General features: G+C 73.1%; 8 protein-coding genes and 1 pseudogene. 3 read left to right on the top strand and 6 right to left on the bottom strand.

Annotation, left to right across the window (positions count from 1 at the left end):
- From ACFQH9_RS14335 to ACFQH9_RS14325, 3 genes and pseudogenes are all read right to left on the bottom strand, one after another.
- Nucleotides 1-499, bottom strand: a pseudogene (locus ACFQH9_RS14335) (hypothetical protein); the annotation flags it as partial.
- A gap of 8 nt (nucleotides 500-507) precedes the next feature.
- Entirely contained in the window at nucleotides 508-1,164 is a 657-nt protein-coding gene (locus tag ACFQH9_RS14330; protein WP_379566552.1) for a sigma-70 family RNA polymerase sigma factor, read from the bottom strand.
- Nucleotides 1,165-1,568: 404 nt separating this feature from the next.
- Entirely contained in the window at nucleotides 1,569-2,372 is an 804-nt protein-coding gene (locus ACFQH9_RS14325) for an alpha/beta fold hydrolase (protein ID WP_379566551.1), read from the bottom strand.
- A gap of 25 nt (nucleotides 2,373-2,397) precedes the next feature.
- On the opposite strand from ACFQH9_RS14325, the gene ACFQH9_RS14320 reads away from it, so the two are divergent.
- Both ACFQH9_RS14320 and ACFQH9_RS14315 read left to right on the top strand, forming a co-directional pair.
- Complete coding sequence (locus tag ACFQH9_RS14320; protein WP_379566550.1) at nucleotides 2,398-2,706, top strand: antibiotic biosynthesis monooxygenase family protein; 309 nt, start codon at nucleotides 2,398-2,400, stop codon at nucleotides 2,704-2,706.
- A gap of 91 nt (nucleotides 2,707-2,797) precedes the next feature.
- Nucleotides 2,798-3,538: an SIR2 family NAD-dependent protein deacylase gene (locus ACFQH9_RS14315; RefSeq protein ID WP_379566596.1), complete on the top strand. Its 741-nt coding sequence runs from the start codon at nucleotides 2,798-2,800 to the stop codon at nucleotides 3,536-3,538.
- A gap of 72 nt (nucleotides 3,539-3,610) precedes the next feature.
- Here the strand turns inward: ACFQH9_RS14315 and ACFQH9_RS14310 are convergent, their stop codons facing one another.
- Together ACFQH9_RS14310 and exaC are read right to left on the bottom strand one after the other, a co-directional pair.
- Nucleotides 3,611-4,048 (bottom strand): DUF779 domain-containing protein, encoded by a 438-nt coding sequence (locus ACFQH9_RS14310; RefSeq protein ID WP_379566549.1) that lies wholly within the window; start codon nucleotides 4,046-4,048, stop codon nucleotides 3,611-3,613.
- Nucleotides 4,048-5,571, bottom strand: a complete 1,524-nt coding sequence (gene exaC / locus ACFQH9_RS14305; protein ID WP_379566548.1) for an acetaldehyde dehydrogenase ExaC — start codon at nucleotides 5,569-5,571, stop codon at nucleotides 4,048-4,050. The genes ACFQH9_RS14310 and exaC overlap by 1 nt, the downstream gene beginning before the upstream one ends.
- A gap of 1,396 nt (nucleotides 5,572-6,967) precedes the next feature.
- Here exaC and ACFQH9_RS14300 point away from each other — a divergent pair.
- Nucleotides 6,968-10,714 carry a glycosyltransferase gene (locus ACFQH9_RS14300; RefSeq protein ID WP_379566547.1) on the top strand — a complete coding sequence of 1,249 codons (3,747 nt, stop codon included), beginning with the start codon at nucleotides 6,968-6,970 and terminating at the stop codon, nucleotides 10,712-10,714.
- A 151-nt stretch (nucleotides 10,715-10,865) separates the two neighbouring features.
- Here ACFQH9_RS14300 and ACFQH9_RS14295 read toward each other — a convergent pair whose 3' ends face one another.
- Nucleotides 10,866-11,858 carry a YihY/virulence factor BrkB family protein gene (locus tag ACFQH9_RS14295; protein ID WP_379566546.1) on the bottom strand — a complete coding sequence of 331 codons (993 nt, stop codon included), beginning with the start codon at nucleotides 11,856-11,858 and terminating at the stop codon, nucleotides 10,866-10,868.
- Nucleotides 11,859-11,942 lie beyond the last annotated feature (84 nt).

The raw sequence follows: 11,942 nt of genomic DNA, 5'->3' as shown, positions 1-11,942 counted from the left end.
CGGCGGCGGCCCGGTCGAGCCGCGCGTCGACCACCCGGGCGGCGTCGGCCGACCCGACGGCGAGCGTCCCGGGCCCCTCCCCGAGACCGGCCCCGAGCAGACACCCGACGACGAGGGCGGCCGCGGCCGCCATCGGGAGCCGGCGCGCACGGCGGGACTCGTCGGCGCGCCGCGGCGCCGGGGCGGCGGGCACCGCCTCGGAGGCCTCCGCCGCCTCGGCGACGGGCTGCTCCTCCTCCGCCGACGGCGGGCCCGTGTCCTGGTCGTCGTCCCCGCCGCGCCAGCCCAGCAACAGGTCCACGACCGGATCGGAGCCGTAGCACTCGCGGATCCGGTCGTCGGACAGCGCGTACCGGCCCAGCGCGTCGAGCAGGGCGTCGTCGGAGAGGATGGCGCAGAGATCGACGGGATCGGGGGCACGCGGGCAGCAGCCACCTGCCGCCGGTTCCTCGTCGAGGGGCCGGCGGCCGGCGGGGGTGCCGTCGCCGTCAGGGGTCATCGTGCGGCTCAGCCCGCTTCCGGCCGGAGCTGCCAGCCCGTGCCACCGGCGAGCATGCGACGCAGTGCCTGCAGGGCCCGGTGCTGGTTCAGCCGCACCGACTCCGGTTTGAGGGCGAGGTGGTCCGCGGTCTCACGCACCGAGAGCCCCCACACCACCCGCAGCAGGAGGATCTCCCGCGCCCGGCCGGGCAGCCGTCGCAGCAGCCGGTCGACCTCGAGGGCGGCGGCACGGTCGAGGGCGTGCAGCTCCGGCTGGTCCCGGCGCTCGGGTCCCCCGCCCGGCTCCGGGGGCTCGGCCACGGCGCGCTCGTGGGTGCGCACCGCGGCGGTGCACGCGCTCGCGATCCGGTGGCTGGCCACGGTGTGCACGAACGCGAGGAAGGGTCGGCCGCGGTCCCGGTAGGAGGGCAACGCCCGCAGGAGGGCGATGCAGACCTCCTGCGTGACGTCCTCCGCCGACACCGCCGACCCGTGCAGCCGGTTCTCGCAGTAGCGCAGCACGAGCGGCCGCACCAGCTCGAGCAGCTCCGTCAGCGCCCGCTCGTCCCCCCGGCGGGCGGGCGCGACCAACTCGTCGATCCGGGCCCCGGTTCCCCCGGCCCGGTCCGGTTCCGCCGCGGGCGGATCCTCCGCGGCCAGGACGCTTCTCCGCTCCTGGTACATCCCCACACCTCGGGCGCGTCCCCCGCCGGTGTCCCGGCTCGGGCGACCCGGGACCCCGCGACTCGTCGTCGGCGGGTGGCCGGCGGCGCGCAGCTCTCGACGTTGTACCCCGGAATACGCCTGCGCCCCGGCGGATTCGCGGCTCCCGAATGGAGTGCGCAGAGGCTCGCACAGCGCCGTCACGATCCACAAGGCCATTTCTGAGCACGTCTCAGCAAGCCGGTGACGATGCGGTGACCGAAGCTCACTTTCGGCAACCAACCGCGCCGTGAACTGCGGGAACAATGATCGAAAGCCCACTTGGGCCCACGTACGTAATTCAGGAACCACCGTTCGGAGCAAGGGACGGAACGGGTCGACGGGGCGTGGCCGACCGAAACGCTGTGTTGCTTCGGAATCGGTCGTCACCCGCAGCGGGTGAGAAAAGGCTCGACCAGCGCGAGGAACGCCTTCTCCTCGGCGTGCACCAGATGCCCCGTCCCGGGCAGCACGTGGTGCTCCGCCCCGAGCCGCTCGGCCATCGCGGCCATCTGGCCCGGCGGGGCGACGGACTCCTCGGCCTCGATCAGCAGCGCGGGGCAGGCGACGGCGTCGAGGTCGGCCCAGCGGTCCTCACGGGTCCAGCCCGCGGCGATCTCCAGCGCGTCGGGAATCCGGGTGAGCAGGTGCAGCCCGTCGGCCCGTTCCTCCACGCACTCGGCCATGTAGTCGCCGATCTCCGGCCTCGGGTACCCGAAGGCCTCCCGCACCGCCTCTCGGCAGACGAAGGGCTGCGGCACCGCGGAGAACCAGGCCGCCATGTCCGCCAGGGGCCGCCCCGCCAGGCCCGTGAGGTCCACCGCCATGGCCTCGACCACCAGCCCGCGCACGAGGTCCGGCCGGCGCGCGGCGAGTGCCAGCGCGTGCAGCCCGCCCATCGAGTGCCCGATCACCACCGCCGGCCCGGAGCCGGCCTGCTCGAGGAGGTCGGCGGCGTCCGCAGCCATCCGGTCCGTGGTCCACGGGCCGGCGGCCCGGGAGCGGCCGTGGCCGCGCGCGTCGAGCCCGAGGACGCGGCCGTGCCCGGTGAGCCGGCGGGCCACCGACCACCAGGTCGTGGCCCGGCCCATCAGCCCGTGCAACAGCAGGACGGGCGGGCCCACGCCGCCGAACTCGACGACCGCGAGGAAGGTCCCGTCGGACGTCCGCACCGATCGCCGCCCCTCCATCACGGGTGAGGCTAACGTGGGGCACATGGCCGTCGTGAAGATCAACGCAATCCACGTGCCCGAGGGTGCGGGCCCCGAGCTCGAGAAGCGGTTCGCGCACCGCAAGCACGCCGTCGACGGGCAGCCGGGCTTCCTCGGCTTCCAGCTGCTCCGCCCGGTCGCCGGGGACACCCGGTACTTCGTCGTCACCACGTGGGAGACCGAGGAGGACTTCCAGAAGTGGCGCCAGGGCCCGGCCGTCGAGGCGCACTCCGGGCAGCACGACCCGAACGCGGGCCCGAAGCCCGTCGCGAGCGGCGCGGACCTGCTGGAGTTCGAGGTCGTGGAGCTCTGATCCGCGCTTGACGACCGTCGACCCCGCGCTCGCCGAGGCCGCCGAGCTGCTGCGCGGGGCCGGAGCGCTCCTCGTGTGCGCCGGCGCCGGGATGGGCGTCGACTCCGGCCTGCCGGACTTCCGCGGCACCGAGGGTTTCTGGCGGGCCTACCCGCCCTACGAGGCCCTCGGGCTGCGGTTCGAGGAGATCGCCGACCCCGTCCACTTCGCCGACGACCCCGCCCTGGCCTGGGGTTTCTACGGGCACCGGCTCGCGCTCTACCGCGCGACGGTGCCGCACGAGGGGTTCGCCGTCCTGCGCCGGTGGGCGGAGCGCCGTCCCACGCGGGTGTTCACCTCGAACGTCGACGGGCAGTTCCAGGTGGCCGGGTTCGACGAGGCCCAGGTGGCCGAGGTCCACGGCTCGATCCACCACCTGCAGTGCCTGCGCGCGTGCGGGCAGCCGGTGTGGTCCGCGGCGGGGGTCGAGGTCGACGTGGACCCCGGGTCGATGCGGGCCCGCGAGCCGTTGCCCTCCTGCCCGCGCTGCGGTGGGCCGGCCCGGCCCAACATCCTGATGTTCGGCGACTGGTCCTGGGACCCCGCCCACTGCGGCCCCCGGGTCGAGGCGCTGCAGGGCTGGGTCCGGGGGCACCGCGGCGACCTCGCCGTCGTCGAGATCGGGGCGGGCACCGCGGTCCCGACCGTCCGGCGGCAGGCCGAGCTGGCCGGCGCCGCGACCGGGCGGCTCGTCCGGATCAACGTCCGGGAGCCGCAGGTCCGGCACGGCCGTGGCGTCGGCGTTCCCGCCCCGGCCGCGGCGACCCTGCGCGCCCTCGACGCCCTGCTGTAGTCGCCCATCTCGGATGCACGAACGGCGCTCTCGCTCACATCCGGTGAGCGAGAGCGCCGTCCGTCCAGACCGCTAGAGCTCGTCCTTCAGCCGTTCCCACTCCTCGTCGGTGAACAGCCGCGAGCGGATCAGGAACCGGACGCCCTCCGGCGCCTCGACCGAGAACCCGCTCCCGCGCCCCTTCACCACGTCGACGGTGAGATGGGTGTGCTTCCAGTACTCGTACTGCGAGGCCGACATCCAGAACCCGATCGGCTTCTCCAGGCCCTCGACGGTCAGGTCGCCCAGGTGGACGTCCTGCCCGCCGACCTTGAAGTCGCCGTCCGGGTAGCACATCGGGGCGCTCCCGTCGCAGCACCCGCCGGACTGGTGGAACATCAACGGCCCGTGCAGGTCGGTGAGCCTCACCAGCAGCTCCGCCGCCGCCGGCGTCAGCGCCACCCGCTCGGACCCCGAGCCCGGGACCTCGGCCGCCGGTGCCTCGGCCCGCTCGACGGCCGAGTCGCCCATCAGAAGAAGCCCTGGGCGTTCTGCGAGTAGCTGACCAGCATGTTCTTGGTCTGCTGGTAGTGGTCGAGCATCATCTTGTGGTTCTCGCGACCGATGCCGGACTGCTTGTAGCCGCCGAAGGCCGCGTGCGCCGGGTAGGCGTGGTAGTTGTTCACCCACACCCGGCCCGCCTGGATGTCGCGGCCCGCGCGGTAGGCGGTGTTGCCGTCCCGGGACCAGACCGCACCGCCCAGGCCGTACAGGGTGTCGTTGGCGATCGAGATGGCCTCGTCGTAGTCGCCGAACCGGGCGACCGAGACGACCGGGCCGAAGATCTCCTCCTGGAAGATCCGCATCGAGTTGGTGCCCTCGAACACCGTCGGCTGGATGTAGTAGCCGCCGGCCAGCTCCCCGCCGAGGTCGGCCTTCTCACCACCGGTGAGGACCTTCGCGCCCTCCTGCCGGCCGATGTCGATGTAGCTGAGGATCTTCTCGAACTGGTCGTTCGACGCCTGCGCGCCGATCATCGTCTCGGTGTCGAGCGGGTGCCCCTGCTTGATCTGCTCGGTGCGCTTGACCGCCTGCTGCAGGAAGTCGTCGTAGATCCCGCCCTGGATCAGCGCGCGGGACGGGCAGGTGCAGACCTCGCCCTGGTTGAGGGCGAACATCGCGAAGCCCTCGAGGGCCTTGTCGTAGAACGCGTCGTTGGCGGCCGCGACGTCGTCGAAGAAGATGTTGGGGCTCTTGCCGCCCAGCTCCAGGGTGACCGGGATCAGGTTCTCCGACGCGTACTGCATGATCAGGCGACCGGTGGTCGTCTCGCCGGTGAAGGCGATCTTGCGGATCCGGTTCGACGACGCGAGCGGCTTGCCGGCCTCGACGCCGAAGCCGTTGACGACGTTCACGACACCGGCCGGGAGCAGGTCGGCGACCGTCTCCAGCAGGACGTGGATCGAGGCCGGGGTCTGCTCGGCGGGCTTGAGGACGACCGCGTTGCCGGCGGCGAGGGCGGGCGCGAGCTTCCAGATCGCCATCAGGATCGGGAAGTTCCACGGGATGATCTGCCCGACCACGCCGAGCGGCTCGTGGAAGTGGTAGGCGATCGTGTTCTCGTCGATCTCCGAGATGCCGCCCTCCTGGGCGCGCACCGCGCCGGCGAAGTAGCGGAGGTGGTCGATCGCGAGCGGGATGTCGGCGGCCAGGGTCTCGCGGCAGGCCTTGCCGTTCTCCCACGACTCGGCGATGGCGATCTTCTCGAGGTTCGCCTCGATGCGGTCGGCCATCTTGTTGAGGATGTTGGCGCGCTCGGCGACGGAGGTCTTCCCCCACGCCGGGGCGGCGGCGTGCGCCGCGTCCAGGGCCTTCTCGACGTCCTCCGCCGTGCCGCGGGCGACCTCGGTGAACGTCTGGCCGGTGATCGGCGTCGGGTTCTCGAAATACCGACCCTTCGCAGGGGCCACGTACTCGCCGCCGATGAAATGGTCGTACCGCGGCTCGAAGCTGACGACGCTGTCCGCGTCACCGGGGTTGGCGTACTTGGCCATGTCCGTCCTTCCGTCTTCCCTGACATCGGGGCCTCGCTCGGTGAGGCCGGACAGTAGGAGTGGGAAGGTTGCAGCGGCGTTGCACGCAGATGCGGACCTCTCCGACCGGACAGTCCGAAAGGACGGAGTCAGATCAGGGTTGGCTGTCCTCGTACCTCGGAGGGTGATCGAGAGCGACGACGCCGTCGGCGGAGGGCCGACACGACCGAACCGGTCCCCGATCCGGTGTCCGACTCGTGGCGCCGCTCGCACGCGGCCCGGGTCGCCCCGACCACGGATCCTGCACGACTTCGAGCACGGCGAGGTCGCCGACGTCCGGGCCGGTCATCCGCTGCCGAGGTGCTGCCGCTGCTCCGGGAGACCCTCCGCAGGTCGCGACGAGGCGATGCACATGATGATCGTCACGGACGCACACCTGCCTCGGTGCCGCGCATCTGTCCTGGCGCGCACACCCCGCCCCGCCGTCGCACACCCGCCCCGGTGCCGCACACCCGGTACATCCCGGTCGCACCCCTTCACCCCGACGCCGCACACCCCTTGGATCCCAGCCTCCGCCCCGACGCTGCACACCCGCCCGCGCCGCACACCCGGTACATCCCGGTCGCACACCCGCCCTGACGCCACACACCCCTTGGATCCCGGTCGCACCTTCGACGCCGCACACCCGTCCGGGCGCGGCACACCCGGTAGATCCCGGTCGCACACCTGCCCCGACGCCACACACCCCTTGGATCCCGGTCGCACACCCGACAGCTCCGCCGCACACCCCGTCGACCGGGTGTGCCGCGCCCGAGGCGATGTGCCGGCTCGAAGGGAACGCCAAGGCCGCGGCGGACGGTCGCGGCGGTCGCGATGCCCGCCCGGGGCACCCTTCGCGAGGCGGTCCTGGAGAGCAGCAGGTGCAGTCCCCGCGCCGGTTCACCGCGCTCCGCCGGCGCGCCGATCCCGTCTAGCTCGCACATCCGTCGAGGCGTCGTACAGGCCGTCGACAGGGTGTGCGACGGACCTCGGCGTTGTGCGGCCTTGCCTTGCCCCAGCCGGTGTGCGACACCCTGACGAATGTGCCGGCTCACGACGCCGCCATCCCGGAACCGGAGCGCGAGCCCCGCAGCCCCGCAGCCCCGCAGCCCCGCAGCCCCGCAGCCCCGCAGCCCCGCAGCCCCGCAGCCCCGCAGGACAGCGTTACCGCCCCTCGACACGATCGGTGAGTGATTTGTCCTATTCATCCTCCTGCTTTCCGCTGATCGGGGTAGCGCGGCCCTCCCGAACGGACCAAGAACAACGGGATTCAGGTCACGGCCTGTAACGGGGCCACTGGGGCGGTCGAAAGCCGAGTGACAGGCCGCTGCCCGGATCCCGCCGGCGCGGCGCTCCCCCCTGTCGGGAAAGGTTCGCCGTGCCACGCCCCCGTGCGACGGTCCGGCCCGCGCCGTCGTGGCTGCTGGTCGGTTCGCTCCTCGCCGCCTTCCTCGTCGTGCTCGTCGTCTGCGGCCTGACCGCCGGCAAGATCGGCAACGACGCTGTCGGGGCCCACGAGGCGGTCTCGTCGGAGCAGGTGCCCGAGGACGTCCTTTCGGGCGGCCCGATCATCGACGGTCAGCACGACCCTGTCCGGTCGACGAGGATCCCGAACGGGACCGTCGTCCTGACCTTCGACGACGGGCCCGATCCCACGTGGACGCCGCAGGTCCTCTCGATCCTGCGCAAGCACAACGTGCCCGGCAGCTTCTTCGTGGTCGGCTCGATGGCCAGCCGTTATCCGGAGCTGGTCCGCGAGATCCACGAGCAGGGCTCGGAGCTGGGCGTCCACTCGTTCTCGCACCCCGACCTCGGCACGTCGGCGGGCTGGCGGGTCGAGCGGGAGATGGCCGAGGCGCAGCTCGTGATCCAGGGCGCGACCGGCGAGTCGACCTACCTCATGCGGCCCCCGTACTCCTCCAGCGCGGGGGCCCTCGACGACATCGACTACGAGACCGTCAAGCGGGTCGGAGCCATGGGCTACCTGACCGTGCTGACGGACGTCGACGGCGAGGACTGGAAGCGGCCCGGGGTCGACCAGATCGTCCGCAACGCCACGCCGAAGGACGGCACCGGCGGCACGATCCTGTTGCACGACTCCGGCGGTGACCGCACCCAGACCATCGCGGCGCTGGACAAGCTGATCCCGCAGCTGCAGGCGGCCGGCTACACCTTCAAGACCGTCGAACAGGCGATGAACCTGCCGCCCGCCCCGGCCGCGAGCACCACGGACGTCCTGCTCGGGAAGCTCCTGCTCGGGGTCATCGGCGCGGCCTGGTGGGTCTCCGACGCCGCCCGGTGGCTCCTGGCCGGGGTCGCGACCCTGGTCGTCCTGCGACTCGTCCTGATGATCGTGGCCGCGCGCCGGCACGACAGACGACGGCGCGACCCGGACTGGGCCTGGGGGCCGACGTACACGCAGCCCGTCTCGGTGATCGTCCCGGCGTACAACGAGTCGAGGAACATCGAGGCGACCGTGCGGTCGATCCTCGCCAACGACCATCCGCTCGAGGTCATCGTCGTCGACGACGGCTCGACCGACGGCACGGCCGAGCTCGTCGAGTCGCTGAACCTGCCGCGGGTGCGGGTGATCCGCCAGCTCAACGCGGGCAAGCCGGCCGCCCTCAACACCGGCACCGCGAACGCGCGGTACGAGGTCGTCGTGATGATGGACGGCGACACGGTCTTCGAGCCGGACACCGTGCGGCACCTCGCGCAGCCCTTCGCCGATCCGCGGGTGGGTGCGGTCGCGGGCAACGTCAAGGTCGCCAACACCGACACCCTGATCGGCCGGTTGCAGCACGTCGAGTACGTGGTCGGGTTCGGCATCGACCGGCGGGTGCAGGACACGACGTCGTCGATCACCACGATCCCGGGCGCCGCGGGCGCCTTCCGCAAGGAGGCGCTGCGCGAGGTCGGCGGGCTGTCCGACGACACCCTCGCCGAGGACACCGACCTCACCATCGCCCTCGGCCGGGCGGGCTGGAAGGTCGTGTTCGAGGACCGCGCCCTGGCCTGGACCGAGGCGCCCGCCACCGCGGGCCAGCTCTGGCGCCAGCGGTACCGGTGGAGCTACGGGACCATGCAGGCCATCTGGAAGCACCGCCGGGCGGTGCGCGAGCCCGGCTCCTTCGGCTGGCTCGGCCTCGCCCACGTGCTGCTGTTCCAGATCATGCTGCCGCTCTCCGCGCCGCTGGTCGACGTCTTCCTGCTCTACGGGCTGCTGTTCGAGGATCCGGCTACCACCCTGCTGCTCTGGGGCCTGATGATGGGGCTGCAGGTCGCGGGCGGCATCTACGCGTTCCACGTCGACGGCGAGCCCAAGGGCGCGCTGTGGGTCCTGCCGGTGCAGCAGTTCGTCTACCGGCAGCTGATGTACGTGGTGCTCGTGCAGTCCGCGGTGAGTGCGGTGAGCGGCGTCCGGGTGCGCTGGCAGAAGCTCAAGCGCACCGGGGCGGTCGACGCGCTGCTCTCGCCGCAGGCCTCGCCGGCGCCGGTCCCGCCCGCGGGCGCGGCCGGGCGGCACCCGTCGTTCCCGAGCATGCCCTCCGTGCCGCGCCCCGCGCCGACGGCCGTCGCGCCCGTTCCGGCACCCCGGTCCGCCGGGGACCCGGGCGACGAGAACGGGTCACCGCTCCCCGCCCCCGTCGCGCGACCGCGGGGCCGGGAGCGGTGGCTCGACTCGCTGCGCGGGCTCGCGCTGGTCCGCGTGGTCGTCTACCACGCGCTGGGGCTGGGCTGGCTGTCGATCGTCTTCCCGTCGATGGGCGTGATGTTCGCGCTGGGCGGGTCGCTGATGGTGCAGTCCATGCGCAGGACGCCGGCGATCGACGTCCTCGGGCAGCGGATCCGCCGCCTCCTGCCGCCACTCTGGCTGATGGCCGTGATCTTCGTGCCGATCATGGTGTGGCAGGGCTGGGCCGCCGAGGGCGCCGACGCGGACGGCCCCGGCAACGGCATCCCGTGGAGCGACCTGGTCTGGTGGGTCTTCCCGCTCATGGACCCGCCGGGCAGCGAGTGGGGCTTCGACACCGTCGAGGTGCTCTGGTACCTGCGGGCCTACCTGTGGTTCGTGCTGCTCACGCCGGTGATGCTCAAGGCCTTCCGGAAGAGCCCGGTGATCAGCGTGCTGGTCCCCCTGGCCCTGGTGATCGTCGACGGTCTGCTCGGCTCGCCGCTGTCCGACGCCAGGGGGCTCGGCGCCGGCCTGCTCGACTTCGTGACCTTCGGCGCCTGCTGGATGCTCGGCTTCGCGCACCGCGAGGGCATGATCCGCAAGCTGCCGCTGCCGGCCCTGCTCGGGCTCGCCGCGGCCGGGATCGCGGCCGGGATGTTCTGGGCGGTCGGGCACCCGTCGGAGGAGGCCGGGCTCGACCTCAACGAGATCCCCATGGCGCAGGCGCTGGTCTCCGCCGGGTTCGTGCTGCTCGTGCTGCGGATCAACCCGAGCATGGGCTGGGTCGACAAGGTGCCCGGGCTCGGCCGGCTGATCTCCGTGGTCAACGCGCGGGCGATCACGATCTACCTGCTGAACAACCCGGCCATCGACGTGGCCGCCTGGGCGAACGACCGGCTCGGCCTGCCCGACTCGGGCGGGATGCTCGTGCTGAGCTCGGTGGTGCTCATCGTGATCGGCATGGCCTGCTTCGGCTGGATCGAGGACCTCGCCGCCCGCAGGCCGCTGCAGATCCTCCCGGGCGGGAAGCGCGCCGCCGCGGCGAAGCGGAGGAAGGACGGGCAGGCCACGCGCCAGGGCCCGGTCCTGCGGCCGCGGACGCTCGCCGAGGCCACCGCCCGGCGGATCGCCGAGATGCCCGCGACGGAGGTGCTGCCGGCGGTGCCGCGGCAGGAGGCGCGCGTACCGGGCGGCTCCGCCCGGCCGCTCCCGGCGGACCAGGGGGCGACGCGGGTGGGTACCGTCCCCGGCCCTCGCCCCCGCGCCCCGCAGGACTGGACCGGCGCGCAGGAGTGGCCTGCGAGCCCGCAGGAGTGGTCGGGCCGGCCGGACCGGGCGATCCGACCGGACCCGGTGGGAGGCCCGCAGGAACCACCTCAGGGCCGCCGGAGCGGTCTCCAGCCCCGTTCCCAGGCGCAGGAGTGGCCCCCGCCGCAACGCCGCGGCTGAACCCCGCGAGTCGGGAGTTCCGGCAGCGCGAGTCGGGAGTTCCGGCAGCGCGGGTCGCGAACTCCGGCAGCGCGAGTCACGAGTTCTGCAGCACCTGGCCGGCGAAGCGGAGCGCCCCGGCACGCTCGACGCGTTCGGCGGCGGGGCCGGCTCAGCGGGCCGGGGAGCCCGGGGTCTCGTCGAGGTGGTCGGGGATGCCGTCGTCGTCGGCGTCGGGCAGGCGGGGATCGCCCTGCCCCGCGCGGACCGCCTCCAGCTGGGCCGCGAGCGCGAAGCCGGCCAGCAGCGCGATGCCGCTGACGTTCGCCCAGAGCAGCAGGACCATGATCGCCGTCAGCGGACCGTAGGTCTCGTCGAAGTTCGCCCCGAGGACGACGTACCCCGCCAGCAGCGCAGAGCCGGCCAACCAGGCCAGGACGGTGACCGTGCCGCCCACCACGAGCCAGCTCAGGCCCGGCTGCCGGCGTCGCGGGGCGAAGCGCAGCAGCGTGGTGACCGCCACGACCAGCGCGGCCAGGCCGGCGGGCCAGCGCAGCACGTCCCAGACCTCCTCGGCCACGTCGCCCCAGTGGTAGATCTGCTCCATCGCCTCGCCGAAGGGTTCGCCGGCCACGATGAGCAGCAGGCCGACGGCCATCGCCACTCCGGCCGTCGCGGTGAGCAGGGCCGCGCGGCCGTACTTCCGCAGGACGGGACGGTCGCGCTCGGTGCCGTAGATCCGGTTGGCGCCGCGCTCCAACTGGGCGAACGCCGAGGTCGCGGCGGCGAAGGCGGTGAGCAGCGCCAGGACGACGACGACCTCGCCGCGCTCCTCGCCCTCGCCCTCCACCGCCTGCCCGACGAGCTGGTCGCTGGTGCCGGGCGAGAGGGCCACGACCGTCCGGGCCACGACCTCCGAGAAGGACTCCGCGCCGAGCGCGGTCGCCAGGCCCGCGCCGGCGATCACGAGCGGTACCGCGGCCAGCGCGAGCTGCAGGGCGAAGGCGCGGGCGTGGGAGAAGCCGTCGCCGTAGCGGAAGCGTACGAACCCGCTGACCAGCAGGTGACGCAGCCCGTAACGGCGGACGGTGTGCCAGGCGTCGTCGGCGGAGAGCAGCTCGCCGGACATCAGCTCGGTCTCGGGGACGGCGCGGACCGAGCTCATCCCGCCACCGTAACCACGGCGGGCGGACGGCGCGGACCGCAGCGCGACTCGCGGAGAGCCACCGCCCGACTCCCGAAGGCGAGA

It is taken from the genome of Pseudonocardia lutea, from assembly GCF_042658055.1.
Classification (GTDB): domain Bacteria; phylum Actinomycetota; class Actinomycetes; order Mycobacteriales; family Pseudonocardiaceae; genus Pseudonocardia; species Pseudonocardia lutea.
This window is presented reverse-complemented; position numbering and strand designations above follow the sequence as displayed.